General features: G+C 31.5%; 24 protein-coding genes. 10 read left to right on the plus strand and 14 right to left on the minus strand.

Annotation, left to right across the window (positions count from 1 at the left end):
- Positions 1-16: 16 nt before the first annotated feature.
- The 11 genes from ftsY to recR all read right to left on the minus strand — a co-directional run bounded on the left by ftsY (position 17) and on the right by recR (position 8,218).
- A complete protein-coding gene (gene ftsY, locus FUA26_RS08330; protein ID WP_147134254.1) occupies positions 17-970 on the minus strand; it encodes a signal recognition particle-docking protein FtsY in 954 nt (317 codons plus the stop codon).
- 281 nt (positions 971-1,251) lie between these two features.
- Positions 1,252-1,404 carry a DUF4295 domain-containing protein gene (locus FUA26_RS08335; protein WP_147134257.1) on the minus strand — a complete coding sequence of 51 codons (153 nt, stop codon included), beginning with the start codon at positions 1,402-1,404 and terminating at the stop codon, positions 1,252-1,254.
- 7 nt (positions 1,405-1,411) lie between these two features.
- A complete protein-coding gene (gene rpmG / locus FUA26_RS08340) occupies positions 1,412-1,594 on the minus strand; it encodes a 50S ribosomal protein L33 (protein ID WP_133354867.1) in 183 nt (60 codons plus the stop codon).
- A 26-nt stretch (positions 1,595-1,620) separates the two neighbouring features.
- Entirely contained in the window at positions 1,621-1,857 is a 237-nt protein-coding gene (rpmB, locus tag FUA26_RS08345) for a 50S ribosomal protein L28 (RefSeq protein WP_147134259.1), read from the minus strand.
- Positions 1,858-1,937: 80 nt separating this feature from the next.
- Complete coding sequence (locus tag FUA26_RS08350) at positions 1,938-3,191, minus strand: competence/damage-inducible protein A (protein WP_147134262.1); 1,254 nt, start codon at positions 3,189-3,191, stop codon at positions 1,938-1,940.
- Positions 3,191-3,532, minus strand: coding sequence for an Hpt domain-containing protein (locus FUA26_RS08355; protein ID WP_147134265.1), 342 nt, complete (start codon positions 3,530-3,532; stop codon positions 3,191-3,193). Before FUA26_RS08355 ends, FUA26_RS08350 begins: the two co-directional genes overlap by 1 nt.
- Positions 3,532-4,143 (minus strand): fumarylacetoacetate hydrolase family protein, encoded by a 612-nt coding sequence (locus FUA26_RS08360; protein ID WP_147134268.1) that lies wholly within the window; start codon positions 4,141-4,143, stop codon positions 3,532-3,534. The genes FUA26_RS08355 and FUA26_RS08360 overlap by 1 nt, the downstream gene beginning before the upstream one ends.
- 52 nt (positions 4,144-4,195) lie before the next feature.
- Positions 4,196-4,972, minus strand: coding sequence for a 3'-5' exonuclease (locus FUA26_RS08365; RefSeq protein ID WP_147134271.1), 777 nt, complete (start codon positions 4,970-4,972; stop codon positions 4,196-4,198).
- Between the two features lie 96 nt (positions 4,973-5,068).
- Positions 5,069-6,406 carry a dihydrolipoamide acetyltransferase family protein gene (locus FUA26_RS08370; protein WP_147134274.1) on the minus strand — a complete coding sequence of 446 codons (1,338 nt, stop codon included), beginning with the start codon at positions 6,404-6,406 and terminating at the stop codon, positions 5,069-5,071.
- Positions 6,407-6,495: 89 nt separating this feature from the next.
- Entirely contained in the window at positions 6,496-7,590 is a 1,095-nt protein-coding gene (locus FUA26_RS08375) for a glycosyltransferase family 2 protein (protein ID WP_147134277.1), read from the minus strand.
- Positions 7,591-7,600: 10 nt separating this feature from the next.
- Positions 7,601-8,218, minus strand: coding sequence for a recombination mediator RecR (recR, locus tag FUA26_RS08380; RefSeq protein WP_147134280.1), 618 nt, complete (start codon positions 8,216-8,218; stop codon positions 7,601-7,603).
- Between the two features lie 75 nt (positions 8,219-8,293).
- On the opposite strand from recR, the gene FUA26_RS08385 reads away from it, so the two are divergent.
- A complete protein-coding gene (locus FUA26_RS08385) occupies positions 8,294-9,742 on the plus strand; it encodes a sodium:solute symporter (protein WP_147134283.1) in 1,449 nt (482 codons plus the stop codon).
- Here the strand turns inward: FUA26_RS08385 and FUA26_RS08390 are convergent.
- Entirely contained in the window at positions 9,713-10,075 is a 363-nt protein-coding gene (locus FUA26_RS08390; RefSeq protein ID WP_147134286.1) for a CoA-binding protein, read from the minus strand. The two genes, FUA26_RS08385 and FUA26_RS08390, sit on opposite strands and share 30 nt — an antisense overlap.
- Before the next feature lie 135 nt (positions 10,076-10,210).
- Here FUA26_RS08390 and FUA26_RS08395 point away from each other — a divergent pair, with 135 nt between their 5' ends.
- Positions 10,211-12,697, plus strand: coding sequence for a TonB-dependent receptor domain-containing protein (locus FUA26_RS08395; RefSeq protein WP_147134289.1), 2,487 nt, complete (start codon positions 10,211-10,213; stop codon positions 12,695-12,697).
- Positions 12,698-13,131: 434 nt separating this feature from the next.
- Here the strand turns inward: FUA26_RS08395 and FUA26_RS08400 are convergent, their stop codons facing one another.
- Positions 13,132-14,142: a 3-oxoacyl-ACP synthase III family protein gene (locus FUA26_RS08400; protein ID WP_147134292.1), complete on the minus strand. Its 1,011-nt coding sequence runs from the start codon at positions 14,140-14,142 to the stop codon at positions 13,132-13,134.
- 254 nt (positions 14,143-14,396) lie between these two features.
- On the opposite strand from FUA26_RS08400, the gene htpG reads away from it, so the two are divergent.
- The 7 genes from htpG (at position 14,397) to FUA26_RS08435 (ending at position 20,325) form a co-directional block, all read left to right on the plus strand.
- A complete protein-coding gene (htpG, locus tag FUA26_RS08405) occupies positions 14,397-16,307 on the plus strand; it encodes a molecular chaperone HtpG (RefSeq protein WP_147134295.1) in 1,911 nt (636 codons plus the stop codon).
- 111 nt (positions 16,308-16,418) lie between these two features.
- Positions 16,419-16,643, plus strand: coding sequence for a hypothetical protein (locus tag FUA26_RS08410; protein WP_147134298.1), 225 nt, complete (start codon positions 16,419-16,421; stop codon positions 16,641-16,643).
- 15 nt (positions 16,644-16,658) lie between these two features.
- Positions 16,659-17,255, plus strand: a complete 597-nt coding sequence (locus FUA26_RS08415) for a sugar O-acetyltransferase (RefSeq protein ID WP_147134301.1) — start codon at positions 16,659-16,661, stop codon at positions 17,253-17,255.
- 118 nt (positions 17,256-17,373) lie between these two features.
- A complete protein-coding gene (locus FUA26_RS08420) occupies positions 17,374-17,748 on the plus strand; it encodes a VOC family protein (RefSeq protein ID WP_147134304.1) in 375 nt (124 codons plus the stop codon).
- Positions 17,749-17,911: 163 nt separating this feature from the next.
- Positions 17,912-18,604, plus strand: coding sequence for a helix-turn-helix transcriptional regulator (locus FUA26_RS08425; RefSeq protein ID WP_147134307.1), 693 nt, complete (start codon positions 17,912-17,914; stop codon positions 18,602-18,604).
- 76 nt (positions 18,605-18,680) lie between these two features.
- Positions 18,681-19,322, plus strand: coding sequence for an MOSC domain-containing protein (locus FUA26_RS08430; RefSeq protein ID WP_147134310.1), 642 nt, complete (start codon positions 18,681-18,683; stop codon positions 19,320-19,322).
- 85 nt (positions 19,323-19,407) lie between these two features.
- Positions 19,408-20,325 (plus strand): sterol desaturase family protein, encoded by a 918-nt coding sequence (locus FUA26_RS08435; RefSeq protein WP_147134313.1) that lies wholly within the window; start codon positions 19,408-19,410, stop codon positions 20,323-20,325.
- A gap of 17 nt (positions 20,326-20,342) precedes the next feature.
- On the opposite strand, the gene FUA26_RS08440 is transcribed toward FUA26_RS08435, so the two are convergent.
- A complete protein-coding gene (locus tag FUA26_RS08440; RefSeq protein ID WP_147134316.1) occupies positions 20,343-21,011 on the minus strand; it encodes a M15 family metallopeptidase in 669 nt (222 codons plus the stop codon).
- Between the two features lie 537 nt (positions 21,012-21,548).
- Here FUA26_RS08440 and FUA26_RS08445 point away from each other — a divergent pair.
- Positions 21,549-22,811 (plus strand): DUF819 family protein, encoded by a 1,263-nt coding sequence (locus FUA26_RS08445; protein WP_147134319.1) that lies wholly within the window; start codon positions 21,549-21,551, stop codon positions 22,809-22,811.
- Positions 22,812-22,819: the final 8 nt, after the last annotated feature.

Raw genomic sequence — 22,819 nt, forward strand, 5'->3', positions numbered from 1 at the left:
TGCGGGAATTTAAGTTTTATTTAAAAAATGAATCTACAAATTCAAATTTATTAAACACCTGTAAATCATCAATACCTTCGCCTACACCAATGTACTTTACAGGAATTTTAAACTGATCTGAAATACCAATAACTACGCCTCCTTTAGCGGTACCATCTAATTTTGTAACTGCTAATGATGTTACCTCTGTAGCTGCTGTAAATTGTTTAGCTTGCTCAAAAGCATTTTGCCCTGTAGAACCATCTAAAACCAAAAGTACATCGTTTGGTGTATCTTCAACCACTTTTTGCATAACGCGTTTTACTTTAGTTAATTCATTCATTAAATTAACCTTATTATGCAGTCTGCCTGCGGTATCAACAATAACCACATCAGCATCTTGTGTAACTGCGCTTTGTAACGTATCAAAAGCAACCGAGGCAGGATCACTACCCATATTTTGTTTTACAATTGGTACATCTACTCTATCTGCCCAAACTTGTAACTGATCTATTGCTGCTGCCCTAAACGTATCGGCTGCACCTAAAACAACTTTTAAACCTTGCTTTTTAAATTGATGTGCCAACTTACCAATGGTTGTTGTTTTACCAACACCATTAACCCCAACCACCATAATTACGTATGGTTTTTTTTCTTTTGGAATAGTAAATTCAGTTTCTTCACCTATGTTAGTTTCACTTAATAAACTAGCTATTTCTTCTCTTAAAATAGTATTAAGCTCATCGGTACCAAGATATTTATCTTTAGCTACACGTGCTTCTATACGTTCAATAATTTTTAACGTGGTGTTTACACCAACATCACTACTTACAAGTACTTCTTCTAAATTATCTAAAACCTCATCATCTACTTTAGATTTTCCTGCTACAGCTTTACTTAATTTACCAAAAAAACTGGATTTAGATTTTTCTAGACCTTTATCTAATGTTTCCTTTTTTTCAGAAGAAAATATTTTTTTAAAAAAACTCATTCTTTTGAATGTTTATGTGTTTGTTGTTTGCTTGTTTACTTAATAGCTAAACATTGCTTGTGCACTATTGCATTTATTTGCTATAACAAATATTTAGCCACTATTTTTTTCTGCCATAATAACAGAACATTTCTTTTTAATAATATACTTTTTAAAGAAATGTAAAATGAAAAACTACGTTTAAAACAGGTTTCTAGTAATTTAACACGCCAAATATAAACATAAAAAAACTGCTTTCTTACTAAAAGAAAGCAGTTTAATATTTTGATAAGAAAGGCTTACTAATTTTTACTCAAAAAATCATTAACTTCTTCTGGAGACATAATAGCCTCAACAAAAGTATAAGCGCCTGTTTTAGGTGACTTTACCATTTTAATGGCTTTAGTTAACCTTTTAGATCCTGTTTGTAACGATGCTACTGCTTTTTTTGCCATGACTTAATTATTTTATCTCTTTATGAACTGTCATACGCTTAAGGATAGGATTGAATTTTTTTAATTCCATTCTATCAGGCGTATTTTTTTTATTTTTTGTAGTAATGTATCTAGAAGTTCCTGGTTGACCAGAAGCTTTGTGCTCTGTACATTCTAAAATTACTTGTATTCTGTTGCCTTTCTTTGCCATTTCTTAATACTTTTTAAACGCAGCTATTATTTTAAAAACCCTTTAGATTTAGCTTCTTTAATTGCTGCAGATATACCTATTTTGTTAATAGTTTTTAAAGCAGACGTAGAAACCTTTAAAGTTACCCACTTATCTTCTTCTGGAATATAAAAACGTTTTTTAACTAAGTTAGCATTGAATCTGCGCTTAGTTCTATTTAACGCGTGTGATACGTTGTTTCCAACCATTGCTTTCTTCCCGGTAAGTTCACAAACTCTTGACATTATTATATAACTTTAAATTTTTTGTTGCTTAAAATCGAGGTGCAAATATACAAAATATTTACATTATGACAATCTTATTTTTATCTATTTTTAAAAATTTCTTTAAGAAGTAATTCTAAAGCCTTATTTACTGCCCTATCTATAACCTTTATTCTGTGATTTCCTAAACTAAACATTTGAGAAAAAACACCGTTTTTTGTGGCTATTGCAATGTAAACGGTGCCAACTTCGGCATCAGAATCGCCTTTTGTTGGGCCTGCATTTCCTGTTGTTGCCACGGCAAAATCTGAACTAAAAAGCTTTAAAGCATTACTTGCCATAGCTTCAGCTACTTGGGCACTAACTACTGAGTGGGTATTAATAATATCTTTTGAAACACCTAAAACGTTAATTTTAGATTGTGTTGAATACGTTACAACACCGCCATTAAAATATGCTGATGCTCCAGAATTTTTGGTAAACTGTTCAGCTAAAGTGCCACCTGTGCAACTTTCAGCAATAGCTAAAGTTTTTCCTATTTTTGTTAATTGTTTGGCAATAATAACCTCGGCAGAACCATCTTCATCTTCAAAACCAAAAAATTCTTCTTTTATAAGTGGTATTACTTTATCAACCTGTGCATCAACCCTTGCTTTTAATAATGCTTCATCAAACCCTTTTGATGATAAACGTAAACGCATTTTACCTAAACTAGGCAAGTATGCTAATTTCATATCAGTTGGTAAGGCATCTTCCCATTGTTCAATTTTTGCAGCTAAAGCACTTTCACCTAAACCATATACTAAAAGTGTTTTATGAATTATATGCGGACACTTATATTTTGTTTGCAATTTTGGTACTACAGCATGTTGTATAAGTGTACTCATTTCATAAGGTACGCCAGGTAAAGAAATTATTGTTTTGTTTCCTTTATCAAACCACATGCCTGGTGCTGTACCAAGTTTGTTCATTAACACGGTTGATTTTGACGGCACTAAAGCTTGATCTTTATTAACTTGCAATAGCTTACCGCCAACGTGTTTACGCCACAATTGTTCTATGTTTTGAAGCACCTCGGGGCTTCTAACAAGTGTATCATTAAAATATTCGGCAATGGTTTTTTTTGTAATATCGTCTTTTGTAGGCCCTAATCCACCGGTTAAAATGATAATATCTGAATCGTTTTCAGCATTTTTTAAAGCACTTAAAATGTGGCTTTTATCATCTTGAATAGACGTTATTTGATATACCGAAATTCCTATTTTATTTAGCTGTTTGGCTATAAAAGCAGAATTGGTATCAATTACTTGTCCTATGAGTAGTTCATCTCCAATGGTTATTATATGGGCTAGCATTACAAATTAAAATCGTTCTTTATTTCTACAAGTGCATTTTCTACGGCAGTTGTTACAATTTGTAATTGCGCTGTGATATCTTCATCTGTTTTAGTGAATTTACCCCAATCTTGTACTTCTATTAAAGTGTCTAATACGCCAAGTTCAAATAAATCTACAGTTGGTTTCATTTTATGAGCCGCTTGGTATGCATTATGATAATCTTTTTCTGCTACGGCAGTTTGAAGTCTTTCTAAATCTGGCGCTACTTCTTCTAAAAAAGCTTCGGCTAGTGTTTTAATAAAATCTTCATCATTATCAGCTAACTCGCGTACTCTAAATAGTTTGTAATGTTGTTCCATTATTTTACTGTTATTGAAAACATTTCGGTGGTTTGTATAAAACCTGTTAATTTATCGTTAGCATTTACTTTTCCAACCCCTGCCGGAGTTCCAGTAAATATAACATCTCCTATCTTTAATGTGAAATATTTTGAAACATATTCAATTATTTCATCAATTTGCCATAACATGTGGCTTGTATTTCCTTTTTGTACAATATTATCGTTCTTTTTTAAAGAAAACTCAATAGTGTTTACATTGGTAAAGTTACTTTTAGGCAACCATTTACCTATTACTGCAGATCCGTCAAAGGCTTTGGCTTTTTCCCAAGGTAAGCCTTTTTCTTTTAATTTACTTTGTAAATCGCGTGCAGTAAAATCTATACCAAGCCCAATTTCATCATAATATTTATGGGCAAATTTTTTATCAATGTACTTACCTATTTTATTTATTTTAACCAATACCTCAACTTCATAATGCACATCATTTGAAAAATCTGGTATAAAAAAAGGTTGTTTTTTTAATAGTATAGCCGAATCTGGTTTTTGAAAAATTACGGGTTCTAACGGTTTTTCATTTTGTAATTCTTCAATATGTTCGGTATAATTTCTACCTATACAAATGAGTTTCATTTAGCGTGTATTTCTTAAAAAAATGCTTAAAAATAAAGTGTGTTAAAGGTAATTAAAACAATTTATTATTAAAGCCTCTTAATTTTATGTTTGTTAGTACTTTTTTAGTGTATAAAGGAAAATCTGCATTTAATAACCAGCCAAAATAACCAGGTTCTTCGGCTAAAACATCTACTACTTTTTTTCCTTTATGTTTGCCAAAGGAAAAACATTCTTCGCCATCTTTATTAAAAACTATAAAGCCTGCAAAATCTGCAAACTGCTTTCTGGAACTAAATTCAGCTAAAAATTTAGTGTTATTTTCAACCTCTTCGTATCTTTCTATTTGGGCTTTTAATACTTCATAAGTAGCTTTTGTATCGGCTTCAGCACTATGAGCGCCATCTAGGTTTTTATCACAATAAAACTTGTATGCTGCACTTAATGTACGTTGTTCCATTTTATGAAAAATGGTTTGAACATCAATGGCTAAACGGTTTTTCATATCAAAATCTACATCTGCTCTCAACATTTCTTCTGCTAATAAAGGAATATCAAACCTGTTGGAGTTGAAACCTCCTAAATCTGAATCTTTTATAAGGTTATAAATTTCTTTGGCTAATTCTTTAAATGTTGGTTTATCTGCAACATCTTCATTTGAAATACCATGAATAGCTGTTACCTCTTTTGGTATATTCATCTCAGGGTTTACCAACCATGTTTTGGTATCTTCTTTTCCGTTAGGAAACACTTTTAATATTGATATTTCAACAATTCTATCTTTAGAAATATTGATTCCTGTGGTTTCTAAATCGAAAAAACAAATGGGTTTTGTTAGGTTGAGTTGCATTTATGACGCTTTTAAAAATTTATTTGGTTGATATGCAAAAATAGAAAAACCCAACCACATAATGAGTAGTTGGGTTTTGTAAGTTTATTTTTATGTTTAAATTTCTCTGTTACTATCCCAAGCTTCTAAATAATCTTTAACTGCTTTTACAAACATACCACCTAATGCGCCGTTAACCACACGGTGATCATAGGAATGTGATAAGAACATTTTATAGCGTATACCTATAAAATCGCCTTCTGGGGTTTCAATAACCGCTGGTACTTTTCTAATGGCACCCAATGCTAATATACCTACTTGTGGTTGGTTTATTATTGGTGTACCCATTATGCTACCAAATGAGCCTACGTTTGTTACAGTGTATGTGCCGTTTTGAATATCATCTGGACTTAACTTGTTAACTCTAGCCTTGTTTGCTAAACTGTTTACTTTTTTAGCCATACCAACAAGGTTTAGTTGATCGGCATTTTTAATTACAGGTACTATTAAATTGCCATCGGGTAATGCGGTGGCCATACCTAAGTTTATGTTTTTCTTTTTAATTATTTTATTATCTCCCTGCACCGAAATATTCATCATTGGATATTCTCTAAGTGCTTTGGCTACGGCTTCCATAAAAATGGGTGTAAATGTTAATTTTTCACCTTCACGCTTTTGGAAAGCATCTTTATGTTTGTTACGCCAGTTCCAAATTTTAGTTACATCGGCCTCAATAAAACTTTGTACATGAGCTGATGTTTGGATAGATTCTTTCATATGATGCGCTATAAGTTTGCCCATGCGCGTCATTTCTATAATTTCATCTTCAGCATTTGAAACCACATCAATTTCTTGTGTTTTTTCAACTGGTTTTTCTTCTTTTTTAGCGGCTACAGTTTTGGTTTCATTAACTGCAGGAGCAGCTATTTTATTTACAGTATTACCTCTATTATCAATGTAATTTAAAATATCATTTTTGGTAACTCTTCCATCTTTACCTGTTCCTGTAATAGCATCTAATTCTTGTTGCGATATACCTTCTTGTTTTGCTATGTTTTTAACTAATGGCGAATAAAACCTATCTGCACTTGATATTACTGGTGTTACAGTTTCTTTAGCTGTAACAATATTTTGTTCTAATTGAACAGCGGCTTGTTCAGGAGCAACTTCTATTGTTTCGTCAGTGCTTTCTTTAGTTGTTTCAGGCAAACTACCTTCGGTTTCAATTATAGCAATTACTTGACCAACTTGTACAACATCATCAACATTAAAAAAACGTTCAACCAGAACACCATCTACCTCACTTGGTACTTCACTATCAACCTTGTCTGTTGCTATTTCTACTATGGGCTCATCCATCTCAATAGTTTCACCTACCTCTTTTAACCATGATGTTATTGTTGCCTCTGCAACACTTTCTCCCATTTTAGGTAATTTAAGCTCAAACTTTGCCATATCTTTAATGTAATAGTTGTTTTCTATTTTGTGTTTGCAAAATTAATGAAAAATACATGATTTATTTAAATATTCAACAATAAATTAAACTAAAACTGAATAACCTCACCTCTACAAAGTGGACTATCACTCCCCAAAATAAAATCTGATTTTTCTGGTAATATTTTGAAGGTTAAGCTTTGGTTATTGTACGCTTCCATGGTTGCTATTATTTCCTGATAACTTAAATGGTTTGCATCTAACACTATTTCATCGGCTTTTTGAAACTGTGTCATACCTGTCTTTAATACAATTTTTTTGTTTAATACGTCACTTAATTTAGCATGGTTACCACCTGAAAACAACACGTATCTATTAACTTTTTTTTGAGTTATTTTAGGTGTACCTCTTAAAACATAAGCTATTTTAACACCCAACCACACAAAAGTATCAAACATAATGTTTTGCTTAAAATGCTTTTGATAAAATATTTGCATAGCATCATAAAACCTTTTTGCATACAATTTATCTTTTAAAGTACTTTCTCCTTTAAAATGAATAACACTTACTTTACCATAATAATAATTGTTATAACCAGCGTTTGTAAGTTTATAAGATAAATCTATGTCTTCGCCATACATAAAATAATCCTCATCAAAACCACCAATAGTATAATAAACACTACGTTTTAAAAACATAAATGCACCAACAAGTACAGGCACTTTACCAATATCATTTTCATTTAAATGGTTTGCATAATATTGTTTCGCGTTACCAATCATTTTTTTGTATGCCACCTTTACCAAAGGTACATTACGTTTGCTTTCAGGTAAAAAAACACCAATACCATTGATTAACTTACAACCAATTGCTCCTAAATTTTTAGTATTTTCAGCAAAATCTAACAATTTTAAAAAAACATTTTCAGGCACTACAGTATCTGGATTTAACACACACACATACTCTCCCTTAGCTTGATTAACACCAATATTATTACCTTTAGAAAAACCAAAATTTTCATTATTCTCAATAAGTTTTACATCAGGAAATAGTGATTTAACCATGCTACAACTGTTGTCTTCAGAATTATTATCAACTACTATAATTTCAGCATCAATGTTTTTAATAGCAGCTTGTACACTTTTTAAACAAAGCTCTAAAAAGTACCTAACATTATAATTGAGTATTACTACAGAAAGTTTCAATATTGAGAGATTATGATTTTAATGAAGTTTCAAAAGGAATTCTGTTTACTATACTTCTTCCCAAGGTAATTTCATCAGCGTATTCTAATTCATCGCCCACTGATATGCCTCGAGCAATGGTTGAAGTTACTACATTATAATCTTGTATTTGTTTGTATATATAAAAGTTAGTTGTATCGCCTTCCATGGTTGAACTTAATGCAAATATTAATTCTTTTATTTTTCCCTCTTTTACTTTATTCACTAAGGTTTCAATATTTAAATCATGCGGACCAATACCATCCATTGGTGAAATTTTTCCACCTAAAACATGATACAATCCTTTAAAAGAACTGGTATTTTCAATAGCCATAACATCTCTAATATCTTCAACAACACAAACTATTTCAGAGTTTCTGTTATTAGCAGAACATATTTCGCACAGTGTATTATCACTAATATTATGACATGATGCGCAAAACTTTATATCATTTCGCATGGTTTGTAAAGCCTCAGTTAAAGCTTGTGTTTGCGCTTTGGGTTGGCGTAATAAATGCAATACCAAACGCAACGCCGTACGTTTTCCAATACCTGGCAATTGAGATACTTCGTTAACGGCACGTTCAAGTATTTTTGATGAAAATTCCATGGCTGCGAATTTACAATTTTAGATTTAACTTATGGATTGTTATTTGTATTTTGGCACTTAATTATTTTTTTTAATATGACTGCAGCTCAAATATTATACCTCATTGCCGGCTATTTTGTAGTGCTTATTTTGATTTCTTATTTTACAGGAAAAGAAGATAGTAACGATGCCTTTTTTAAAGCAAACAAATCAGCCCCATGGTATTTAGTAGCTTTTGGCATGATTGGGGCTTCATTATCTGGTGTTACATTTATATCAGTACCTGGTGCTGTTGAAACCAAACAATTTGGCTATTTGCAAGTAGTTTTTGGTTATTTGTTTGGCTATATTGTTATTGCTTATGTGCTACTTCCAATATACTATAAACTAAATTTAACTTCAATTTACACCTATTTAAAAGATAGATTTGGTGTTGTAAGCTATAAAACTGGCTCTGTTGCCTTTTTAATTTCTCGCGTTGTTGGTGCTTCATTTAGGCTGTTTTTAGTAGCAAAAGTGCTGCAGCTTTTAGTGTTTAACCAATTTAATATTCCGTTTGCATTTACAGTAATAATAACTGTTATTTTAATTTGGCTTTACACATTTAAAGGTGGTATTAAAACCATTATTTTTACTGATACTTTACAAACACTTTTCATGTTAATTTCGGTTGTGGTTACTATATTCTTTTTAGCATCGGCATTGAATTTAAATAGTGTTTCTGAAATTTACACAAGCGTTAAAAACAATGCAATGAGTAAAGTTTTCTTTTTTAATAATGTTAATGACGCCCAATATTTTATAAAAAGCTTTTTATCGGGTATGTTTATTACCATTACCATGACGGGGCTAGACCAAGATATGATGCAAAAAAACCTAACGTGTAAGAATTTAAAAGAAGCTCAAAAAAATATGATTTCTTTTAGCGTTGTTTTAATTTTTGTAAATATTTTATTTTTAGTTTTAGGACTAATGCTTACTGAATATGCCAATGCTCATGGTATAACTGCTAAAAAAGACGAATTATTTCCAACCATAGCTATGTTACCAGAAATTGGTATTTTAACTTCAGCTCTATTTATTCTTGGTTTGGTAGCTGCAGCTTATTCTAGTGCAGATTCTGCACTGACATCATTAACAACATCATTTTGTATTGATATTGTTGAAATTGATAAAAAACCTGATAACATTCAGAAAAAAATTAGAAAACGTGTGCACATTTTAATTAGCATTGTACTAATTGTTGTTATTATTTGCTTTGATGCTATTTTTAAAGATGTATCGGTTATATGGGAATTATTTAAAGCAGCAGGTTACACCTATGGGCCACTTTTAGGGCTATTTGCTTTGGGTATTTTTACTAAAACTCAAATAAAAGACAAATACGTATGGGTAGTAGCTATTATTGCTCCAATAGTTTCATATGTTATAAATATATACTCTGCAGATATATTAAACGGTTATCAAATTGGTTTTGAAATTTTAATAATAAATGGCTTACTTACCTTTTTAGGTTTAATATTGATTAGTAGAAAGCAAAACTAAAGTACAAGCTACCTCAAAAGCTATATTATTTTCTTTTAGAATATTATAAAACTCTGGGTTTTCGGTTCCCGGATTAAAAATAACACGCTTGGGCTTTAAGCCTACAATATAATTGTAATACTCCTTTTGGCGCATAGGGTTTAAATACAATGTTACTGTGTGTATATTTTTATAATCTTGTAATTCTGTATCAACTTCAACCTTATTAATTTGGCCTTTACGCAATCCAAATGCATGAGTTTCAATAGCATTAGCCGATAATTTTTCAACAGCTAAATTTGAGTATCTGTTAGGTTTTAATGAGGCTCCTAAAACCAATGTTTTTTTATTCATAAAACAGTTTTTGTTATTTAAATTAACTCTAAATAAATGAGTTTTTATATTTTTTTTGTTAAATGCAGTAACATTATGCGTTTTCTTACGTCTCTTTGGTATCATATCAAACAAAATCAATCAAAAAACAACAAAATGAAACATGCATTTTTTATGTGTATTTTTTTGCTTTCTCTAATAGCAAATGCACATACAGATCCTACAAACGCCGATAAAAAAGGATCTATAATCGGCACTGTATTAGACGCTACTTTAAAACAACCCTTACCTTATGTTAACGTTATTATTAAAAATAGTAATAACCAAACTATTACGGGCGGTATTACTTTAGATGACGGAACATTTAAAATTGATAAAATTACTGAAGGTAATGTTATTGTTAGCATTCAATATATTGGTTATAAAACTTACACTAAAAATATTACCATAGGCAAAGGTAATTACAATGTAAATTTAGGTGATATTTTTTTAGAAGAAGAAGCTGAAAGCTTAGAAGCTGTTACCGTTATTGCTGAAAACTCTACCATACAACAAAAAGTAGACAGAAAAGTTATTACAATAGGTAAAGACCTTGCCGCAACTGGTACAGCATCGCAATTAATGGTAGGTATTCCATCAGTAAATGTTGATGCTCAAACGGGCGATATTAGTATGCGAGGCAATCAAAACGTGCGTGTAATGGTAGATGGTAAATTATCAAACATACCAACAGCACAACTATTAAAACAAATTCCATCTACAGCCATTAAATCTATTGAACTAATTACAAACCCTTCAGCAAAATACAACCCAGAAGGCATGAGTGGTATTATTAACATTGTACTACATAAAAACACCATGGTTGGCTTTAATGGTAACCTTAATGTAGGTGTTACACACGAAAAAGAGGCTAAATTTAATAGTGCTTTAAATATGAATTACCGCAACGGAAAATTCAATGTATTTGGTAGCTATAGCAACAATATTTCAAAAAACAGAAATCGTGGTGAAGTTAACCGACCAGAAAACAACTCAGTTCAAAACTTTTCGTTTTTAGATTCTAGAAAAAACCATCAATTTAAAGTTGGTTTAGATTTTTATTTAAACGAAAAAAACACCATATCTGTTTTTACAAATCAAAACTTAACCGACAATAGTACCATTGGAAAAACACTAGCTACTTTTAGAGATAACGAAGCTTTTAATCAAAACCAAATTTTTACAAATATTGGTGAAAACACTTCTGAACAGTACAACTTTAACTATAAATTAGATTTTACTAAAGAAGGTGAAAATATTGAATTAGAAGTAGATTATAACACATATGAAGGCGAAAATCCCGTATTCTTTGATCAAATTTTAGGGCCTTTAAGCGATTATACCGATTTTAATGAAACCTACAGAAAGCGCACTACTGTTAATTTAGATTACACAAATCCACTATCAGAAACTGCAAAACTTGAAGTTGGCCTTGAAGCCCGCCTATTTAATACTGATATTAGTTATGCCTCAACAGGCGACTCTTATGATCAAACCGGCGCACTAATACCAACACCAAGCACTAATTTTGATTATACACGCAATATCTATTCGGCCTATGTTAACTTCAATAAAAAAATTAATAAATGGACTTACCAAGTTGGTGTTAGAGCAGAAAATGTAAATGTAGAAACCTTAGCCATACAACAAGACGTTACAACAAGTAACATTACTAACATACCTTTTGATAATGATTATTTTGAACTTTACCCATCAGTTTTTATAACCTATGAAGCTTCTGAGAAAAACTCATATCAATTTAGCTATAGCCGACGTGTTGACAGACCAGGCATTGGGCAAGTAAATCCAATAAAAGAATGGAGTACACCTTTAATTTCATCATTTGGTAATCAGGCATTGGTGCCACAATTTACAAATTCAGTTGAAGTAAACTATACACGCAATTTAAAAGACCGTAAAGGTAGCGTTACAGCAGGTGTTTTTTATAGAGCCATTTCTGATGAAATTAACCGCGCCTTGTTTATAGACAGAAGTGATGTTACATCGGGGCGTGTTATTTTAACCCATGATAATTTTGATGACACCTCTGCATTTGGTTTAGAACTCTCAACAAACTACAGGCCAACAAAATGGTGGTTTATTAATGGTAGTTTTGATTTGTACTCACAAACCCAGAAAGGTATTGCCGAAAATATTGTTGATGGTGTACTTATTGAAAACGCTACTATTACTGACATTGAAACCAAAGTAACCGAAGTTGATAACGTAGCATGGAATTTTAGAATGTTTAATAATTTTAGTTTAAGTAAAAGCCTAACATTTACTGCATTTGGTTTTTACCGAGGAAAAAACAAAAACATACAGTTTGACGTTAAACCTATGTATTTTGTAAACTTAGGAATGCGTTACAGTTTCTTAGAAAACAACAGAGCTACATTTGCGTTTAATTTAAATGATGTTTTTGATACCCAACGCTTTGCTTTTGATGGGCAGCGTCCTTTTGTACAAAACGGAGCATTTAATTGGGAAAGTAACACATGGAATATTAGTTTAAATTACCGCTTTGGTGGCGGAAAATACCGTGCTAAAGCCCGTAAACAACGTGATAACAATGTTAAATCTGGCGGCGGTGGCTTCCTGTAACATTTAAAAAATTTTAATAGCCTTCATAATAATTTTGATGGTTAGTGTTATAAGTAAGGCTATTTAAAAGAAACCCCAAAGTTTATATAACCTTGGGGTTTTATTTTTTTTCAACTATAACACAATAAAGCACACAACTTTACGTTAAGTGCTATATACTGTCTAGCCAATTACGAAAAAAAATAATTATTTAGAGTTAGTCGTCTTATTACAATATTTTATTACTTCGTAAAACAGATGGGTATAAATAGGAAAAACTCGAAATTTAGGTTTCGAGTTTTTTCTCTTTTATGTTAAAAAAAGTTAAATAACGTAATACTGTGCAATAAACCAACACATTATGCGTCTAAGTAAATAGATTCTTCAACTGAGTGTTAGTTGAGTTGATTAATAGCTAGTATAAACCCTGAAACATCAAGTTACAGGGTTTATTTTTACCATTTTATTATTACACTGCCCCAAGTAAAACCACTACCAAAAGCCGCTAAAACTACCGTATCACCTTCATTAATTTTACCTTCTTCCCAAACTTCGGTTAAAGCAATAGGTATTGAAGCCGCTGTTGTATTACCGTATTTTTGAATATTATTAAACACCTGGTTATCATTTAAACCAAACTTCTTTTGTATAAATTGTGCAATACGCAAATTAGCTTGGTGTGGTATAAGCATATCTATAGCTTCTTTTTGTAAATTATTTTTCATTAAACCTTCCATAATCACTTCGCTAAAACGTACTACAGCATTTTTAAACACAAATTGCCCATTCATGTGCGGAAAGTAACTTTCATCATTAGGGTCATTATCATCTAAAATATCATTTACCCAACGTTTGCCCATGCCCGGTGCCACTAAAACTAATTCTTCAGCATGCTCTCCTTGGCTATGTAAATGTGTAGATAAAACACCTTTTTGTGTGTTTTCTTCGCGAGTTAAAACAGCTGCTCCTGCGCCATCACCAAAAATAACACTTACACCACGCCCGCGTGTAGTTTTATCTAAACCATATGAATGTAGTTCACTACCAATAACCAACACATTTTTATACATACCTGTTTTTATAAAATTATCAGCTACAGACAGGGCATACACAAACCCAGAGCATTGATTTCTAACATCTAAAGCACCTACAGTTTTAATATTTAAAGCATGTTGTACTTGCACACCCGGACCCGGAAAATACATATCAGGGCTTAAGGTTGCAAAAATTATAAAATCAATATCATCTTTATCTATTCCGGCACGCTCAATAGCAACTTTAGCAGCCTTAACACCCATGGTTGCTGTAGTGTCTCCACTACCCTTTTTTACCCAACGGCGTTCTTTAATTCCTGTGCGTTCTTGTATCCATGCGTCATTGGTATCCATCATTTTTGATAAATCATCATTTGTTACCACATTATCGGGCACATACTTACCAAGACCAATTATTTTTGAGTTATACATGTTAATATCTATTTATTACGCCTTTCTAATAAAAAGGCTTCGTTTAGCTTTTCTTATTACAAATTAAAAATATAAAATTCAAATTGCAACTTTTTAAAGTTATAGCAGTGTGTTTTTATAGTTTTTCATAAAAAATTGTGTCAGTTTGTCACTTTTTATGTCTTGGTATTTTTTTTGTCTACTTAGTCAGCATAAATAAAATATTAAATTAACTAGGTTTCCGCTACGCGGGAATAATAAATACACAATTTATCATGACAAAAGGAAGTATTAATGTTTCGGTAGAAAATATTTTTCCGTTAATTAAGAAATTCTTGTACAGTGACCACGAAATATTTTTACGTGAGTTAATTAGTAATGCCACTGATGCTACTTTAAAACTTAAACACTTAACTAATATTGGTGAAGCCAAAGTAGAATATGGTAACCCACAAATTGAAGTTAAAATAGATAAAGATGCTAAAAAACTTCATATTATAGACCAAGGTTTAGGTATGACTGCCGAAGAGGTTGAAAAATACATTAACCAAGTGGCTTTTTCTGGCGCTGAAGAGTTTTTAGATAAATACAAAGATTCTGCTAAAGATTCTGGTATTATCGGTCATTTTGGATTAGGATTCTACTCTGCGTTTATGGTAGCCGAAAAGGTTGAAATTATAACAAAATCATTTAAAGATGAACCTGCTGCACATTGGACTTGTGATGGATCGCCTGAATTCACTCTAGAAGCTGCCGATAAAACTGAAAGAGGTACTGAAATCATCCTTCATATTGCTGAAGATTCTACAGAATTTCTTGAAGAATCGCGCATTCGTGAACTTTTAAATAAATACAACAAATTTATGCCTGTACCAATTAAATTTGGTACTAAGGAAATTAACGATCCTGAGCACGAACCAGCAACAATTACTGATAAAGACGGTAAAGAAACTAAAGAACCACACAGGCAAATTACGGTTGATGACATTATAAACAACCCAAACCCAGCGTGGACAAAGCAACCAACTGACTTAAAAGACGACGATTACAAAAACTTTTACCGCGAGTTGTACCCAATGCAATTTGAGGAGCCGCTATTTAACATTCACTTAAATGTTGATTATCCGTTTAACTTAACTGGTATTCTGTACTTTCCAAAAATGGGACAAGACATGAATATTCAAAAAGATAGAATTCAGTTGTACCAAAATCAGGTTTTTGTAACCGATAATGTAGAAGGTATTGTACCTGAATTCTTAACCATGTTACGTGGTGTTATAGATTCTCCAGACATTCCATTAAACGTATCGCGCTCATACTTACAAGCCGATGGTGCTGTAAAAAAGATTTCATCATACATCACCAGAAAAGTTGCCGATAAATTAAAATCGTTATTCAATAGTAATCGTGAAGATTTTGAAGCTAAATGGAATGACATTAAAGTGGTTATTGAATACGGAATGCTTTCTGAAGAAAAATTCTTTGAAAAAGCCGATGCTTTTGCACTTTACCCAACTGTTGATGGTACATACTATACTTACGAAGAATTATTCAACAAAATAAAAGCAAACCAAACTGATAAAGATGATAAGTTGGTAATACTTTACGCTTCAGATAAAGATGCCCAACACAGTTACATTGAGTCTGCTAAAGCTAAAGGCTACGAAGTATTGTTGTTAGATTCGCCAATTGTTTCTCATTTAATTCAGAAGTTAGAAACATCAAAAGAAAATATATCTTTTGCACGTGTTGATGGCGATCATATTGATAATTTAATTAAGAAAGATGACAACACCATATCAAAATTAGATGAAGACCAAAAGAAAACACTTGATGAACTTTTAAAAGACGTTATTCCTTCTGATAAATTTATGGTGCAACTTGAAGCTATGGATAGCAGCGCCAACCCATTTATTATTACACAGCCAGAATTTATGCGTCGTATGAAAGAAATGCAAGCTACTGGCGGTGGCGGTATGAACATGTTTGGTAATATGCCAGAAATGTACAACTTGGTGGTTAACACAAACCACGATTTAATTAGCGATATTTTAAATACCGAAGCCAAAGAAGATAAAGAGCGTTTAATAAACCAAAGTTTAGATTTGGCACGTTTATCTCAAGGTTTACTAAAAGGCGAAGCTTTAACAAACTTTATTAAGCGTAGTTATAGCATGATAAAATAATAAGTTTTTCTAATAATACTAAAACAGCTTTAGTGTTAAAGTTTATAAAACCATTTTGCTTTTGCAAAGTGGTTTTTTTATTTTTAATAAATTCTAAAAACCTAAAAACTAATGAAAAAAGTAGCAAAACTAATAGTTATAAAATGTTTATCATTAACATTTACAAATTGCGCTACCATTTTAGGTGGCCCAATAAATTCACACCAAAAAACAAAACCGGCACCAGGGCAACCACAACGCGATGTTAGAGTTGTTGCTTTAATTGCAGATATTGTGCTGTTTTTACCTGGCACAATTGTAGATTTTGCAACAGGAGCTATTTACAAACCTCATTAATTTTTTTAAATAAATATGCTTACTGAAAAACAAAAAATGCTAGCAGGAAAGCCCTATAAAGCATTTGATTTAGAACTGCTTACTGAACGCCAAAATACCAAAGAAGCTATTTTTAATTTCAATAATTTAAACCCTAAACAAATTCAAGCCCGTAATGCTATTATAAAAAAACTCTTTGGTAGCGTAAAAGATAATTTTTTTATTGAACCTCCTTTTAGGTGTGATTACGGATACAACATAGAAATAGGTAACAACTTCTACTCAAACTATAATTTAGTCATTTTAGATTGCGCTAAAGTTAGCATTGGTAATAATGTATTTATTGCACCTAATGTTGGCATTTATACTGCGGGTCATCCAATTCACCATGAACCTAGAAATAATGAGTTTGAATATGCGTTTCCAATACATATTGGCAATAATGCTTGGATAGGAGGAAATACTGTTATAAACCCCGGTGTAACTATTGGTAACAATGTGGTTATAGGTTCTGGTAGTGTTGTTACTAAAAACATTCCTGATAATGTAATAGCCTTTGGTAACCCTTGCAAAATTTATAGAGAAATAACTGAAAAAGACAAACAGTTTTATTTTAAAAAATACAGTTTTTAATAAACACCTTTTTTTAAGCTTGTAAATTAAATTTTAAAACTAAAACAACCCCTGACACATAACGGCATTAAGCCTGTTAAATTTGCATGTAAGTTTAATTTAAAAATCAAAAAACAACATGAAACATGCAATTAACTGGTTTGAAATTCCTGTAGAAAACTATGAACGCGCAAAACAATTTTATGCTACAGTAACAAATTCTGAAATTATCGATCATCACATGCCTGAGCAAAATACAAAATATGGTGTATTTACTCACGGCGATAAAGATAGTGTTGGTGGTGCCATTATTGAGGCTGAAAATCAAATTCCATCAAATCAAGGAGCCACAGTATACCTAAATGGTGGAGATGATTTAAGCGTTCCGTTAAGTAAAGTTGAAAATGCTGGCGGAAAAATAATTATGCCAAAAACAGCTATTGGTAAAGATGGTTATATTGCGCAATTTATTGATAGCGAAGGCAACAAAGTAGCGTTCCATTCTTGGAATTAAACCGCTTTTTTTATCTTCTTAAATAAAGATAAAAACGCAAGAAAAAACATCAATCAAACTAACGAGCAGAAAGCGAATTGATTAAACAATTCGCTTTCTTTTCTAAATTAAAATTTTAACTTTAATTTGATATCCACCAAACAATCCTTTTATTTTTGTTATCATGTCTCAATTAGCAAGACTCATATCAATTTTAACGCTTTTACGCTCTAAACGGTTATTAACAGCTACAGAGTTAGCAAGAAAATACAACGTAAGTATTCGTACAATTTACAGAGATGTTAGAAAACTTGAAGAAGCCGGTATACCCGTTACAACCATAGAAGGTCGTGGCTATTCATTAATGGAAGGCTACCAAATTGCACCCGTACAATTTACTGAAAAAGAAGCTAATGCATTAATTACTGCGCAACATTTGGTTAGCCAAACAAAAGATGTTCAGTTTACAAAAGATTTTCAAGAAGCATTAACAAAAATAAAATCGGTTTTTAGAACCTCTATTCAAAAGAAAAGTGAAATTTTAGAACGGAGTATTAAAGTTTTTGATTTCGATTTTGAAAATATTTCAAGCAACGCACTTTCCGATTTTCAATTGGCAATTACCAATCTAAACTATGTTGAAATTAACTATCAAAAAGCAAATGATACCAATGTTAGCTTCAGAAAAATAGAACCCTACGCCTTTTATTCTTTCAACAATAAATGGATTTTAATAGCATGGTGTTATTTACGAAATGACTACAGGGCGTTTAGAATTGATAGAATTAAACATTTTAAAATTTTACAAGACACCTTTACTAACCGAAACTTCAATCTTCAAAAATACTTTGAAACTTGCCCGTATAAAGAACATTAAATATATTTAAAACAATAAACCTTGTAATGTTTTATGCTATTTTCGTCTAAAAAAATACATTAATTTAATATTCTTCATGAAAATTATAGCCACCAACATTGCAAAACCAACAACTATTATTTGGAATGATAAAAAAATAACCACAGGCATTTACAAAAAACCAACTAGCACTCCTATTTACTTAGGAAAAACTGATGTTAAGGATGATGAAGTGACAGACCGCAAACACCATGGTGGTACATTTAAAGCTTGTTATTTATTTTCAGCTGAAGAATATAATTATTGGAAAGAGCTTTACCCAAATTTAGATTGGAACTGGGGTATGTTTGGTGAAAATTTAACTGTTGAAGGTTTAAATGAAAAAACACTTGTTATTGGCAATATTTACAAAGTTGGTAATGCTTTAGTACAAGTTACCCAACCAAGAGAACCTTGCTTTAAATTTGGTGTTAAATTTGGAACACAAGATGTTTTAATGCAATTTATTAACCGCGGTTTACCAGGAACTTACATACGTGTTTTGCAAGAAGGTACTGTAAAAGTTGGTGATACATTTAAATTAATTGAAACATCAAAAAATAATTTAACAACAGCCCAGTTTTTTAATTTACTTTATCAAAAAAATAAAGATAAAAAGTTGGTTGAACTAGCAATAAAAAACACCGCTTTACCTGAGAGTAAACGCAACAAACTATCTAAATTTATTCAAAAAAAATAATAATTGTATTAACACTTAAAAAAATCTGGTTATATTACAAAACACCCTAATTAAACAGATTTACTAATACAGACTACTTTTTTTAATGGATTTTACAAACCCGCTAGTTTATGGCGTTCCTTGTTTTTTAGGCCTTATTTTAGTTGAACTTACTTACAGCAAAGCACATAACCACAAACTTTATAATTGGAAAGACTTAGGCTCTAGCCTATTTATGGGTATTGGCTCTGTTATTTTAGCGCCTTTAATTAAAACAATTTCGGCTATTGTTATTTTTAATTATTTATATGAATTATGCAACCCAATTGTAAATGGTGTTAGAACCAATATATTAGGTTACCAATCTTTTGGGTATGCTTGGTATGTATGGGTAGCTTGCCAATTTTTAGATGATTTTACCTATTATTGGTTTCACAGGCAAAACCATATGGTAAGGTTTTTATGGGCTGCTCATATTGTACATCATTCTTCAGAAAATTTTAATTTAGGTACAGCTGTAAGAAACGGTTGGTTTACTATTTTTTATAAACCATTATTTTACATGTGGCTACCTGCTATAGGTTTTCCACCCGAAATGGTAGTTGTTTGTTTAGGTATTGAAGCCCTTTGGCAATTTCAGTTACACTCAGTATACATTCCAAAACTGGGTGTATTAGAAAAAGTTTTTAACACCCACACCATGCACCAAGTACATCATGCAAAAAACCTAGAATACATGGATAAAAATCATGGTGGCTTTTTAAATATTTTCGACAAAATTTTTGGCACATGGAAACCACTTGATGAAAACATAGATATAGAATACGGTGTTACAAAACCACCAAACTCATATAATCCGCTTGTAATATTAACACATGAATACAAAGACATTTGGAACGATACCAAAAAAAGTGCTAACTGGTATCATAAATTTATGTATGTTTTTGGCCCACCCGGATGGAGCCATGACGGAAGCACACTTACAATTAAACAAATAAGAGCACAACAACTTCAAAAAAAATAAATAGGCTATTTATTTTATTATTCTACAGGAAAACTAAAATAGGTTTTAGGAAAGGGCTCATGCCTTAATGTAAAATGCCACCACTCTTTTGAGTAACCTCTAAAACCAAATTTAGCCATTACCTCTTGCAATAATTGTCTATTATCCTTTTGCTTTGGTGTAATATTACTGTAATTAACCCATGATTGTTTACCAAAAAAATCAAAATGACTCCCCATATCTAGTGGTATTCCGGTATTTCCATCAATAATTGTTACATCTACTGTACTACCTCGGCTATGGCCAGATTTTGATGCTATATACCCTTCATTAAAAAGATAACGCTTTTTTACACTTGGGTAAAATTGTTTTTTATTTAAAGTATCATTTAAATTTCTAGCCCATTTTACAAAATGGTTAACAGCAGTTTGTGGTCTATAACCATCAAATACCTTTAAACACAAGTTTTTGGTTTGCAAATACGCTTGTACCTTTTTTAAAGCATTTGCGGTATCTCTTGTTAATATAAGTGTGTTTGATTTATAACCGTTAATAGGCTTACCAATAAAGTTATTAGTTGTAAAATATCTTAATTCTACATCTAAATCAGGTACAATATCATTTACATAAACAAACCCATCAGGCAATTGCGCAAAACAAGTATTAAAAGCAAAAATTATAACTAAAAATTGAATATTAAATTTCATTAGCAGCTAATATAGCTAAAATAGTAACTAGAAAAGTTTAAACACAAAAAAACCGAGTTCCCTCAAACCCGGTTCTTTCTTAATTTGCTTTTTTATTACGAAGTAGATTTAGGGAATCTATATCAACAACATAATGCAAATATTAATTAATTAATCCATTGAACTAAAAAGTATGTTATTTAGTACACCTCAAAGATAGAATTAGATTTGAATTTACACGTTTAAAAACATATAAAATCGATAAAATACACGTTTTTTTAACATTTAAAGTCAAAAACATGTATTTTATCGACAAAAAGTAGTATTAATTATTCTTCAAAAAAAGTTATTAAAACAAAAAAGCATCTTTAAAAAGATGCTTTTTACTAACTAACCAACCAAAAATATGAATTACAATTACTAAGTTTAAAGTACCACTCAATAAACTTTTAATAATTGAATGAATTTACTTTTTATATCACAATGTTCGTGCCAAACTTAAAATTACTCAAGTTTTATTTTAGTTATATTGCACTTTTTTTAATTTAATAAAGTTTTATGGAAAATATATCCTTGTTTAATGATGATACTATAGTTTTTGGACTCTTAATGCTTATGCTAGCCATTGTTTTTTACACATCATCAAAAAAAACAGGCTTTTGGTATAAATTTTACAGCGTTGTTCCTGCATTATTAATGTGTTACTTATTGCCTGCTATTTTAAACTCATTACACGTAATTTCTCCTAAAACATCACATATATATGATATTGCTAAATATTATTTATTACCCGCTGCTATTGTATTAATGACGCTTAGCTTAGATTTAAAATCAGTTTTTAATCTAGGTCCAAAAGCATTAATAATGTTTTTTACTGGTACTATTGGTATAATAATTGGCGGACCAATAGCTATTATTGTAGTATCTATTTTCAGCCCAGAAACAGTAGGTGGTGTGGGTCCAGATGCTGTATGGCGTGGTTTATCAACCGTTGCTGGTAGCTGGATTGGTGGTGGTGCCAACCAAACAGCTATGTATGAAATTTTTAAATTCAACCCCGAAAAATACGGAGGCATGATTTTAATAGACATTGTTGTTGCCCAAATATGGATGGCTGTTTTACTTTTTGGTATTGGAAAAAAAGATAGAATAGATAAATGGCTAAAAGCTGATAATTCGGCCATTGAAGCTTTAAAACAAAAAGTAATTAACTATGAAAAAAGCGTAATGAAAACACCTAATTTAACAGATTACATTATTATGTTAGGTATAGCCTTTTTTGCTGTTGGTATTTCGCATTTGGGCGCTAATAACATTTCAAACTATTTAATAAATAATTTTGAGGTCCTTAATGATAAATCTTCGGCATTGGCTTCATTTACTTCAACTTTTTTCTGGATGATAACAATTGCTACAATTATAGGCATTGTGCTATCCTTTACAAAAGCGAAAAAATACGAAGGCGCCGGTGCAGGCAAACTAGGCAGCGTTTTCATATACATATTAGTAGCTAGTATTGGTATGAAAATGAATTTAGCTTCAATTTTTGAAAACCCTGGCCTTATTTTAGTGGGCATAATCTGGATGGCTATTCACGTTATACTTTTAATAATTGTAGCAAAAATTATTAAAGCACCCTATTTCTTTTTAGCTGTTGGTAGTAAAGCAAATGTAGGAGGCGCTGCCTCGGCTCCAGTTATTGCAGCAGCGTTTCATCCCTCATTGGCTACTGTTGGTGTTTTACTAGCTGTTGTTGGTTATGCCATAGGTACTTTTTCGGCATTATTTTGTGCCAACTTAATGGAAATTGTGTCTCCGTAATACCGCTT

Source organism: Seonamhaeicola algicola, from assembly GCF_007997385.1.
In the GTDB taxonomy this organism is placed as follows: domain Bacteria; phylum Bacteroidota; class Bacteroidia; order Flavobacteriales; family Flavobacteriaceae; genus Seonamhaeicola; species Seonamhaeicola algicola.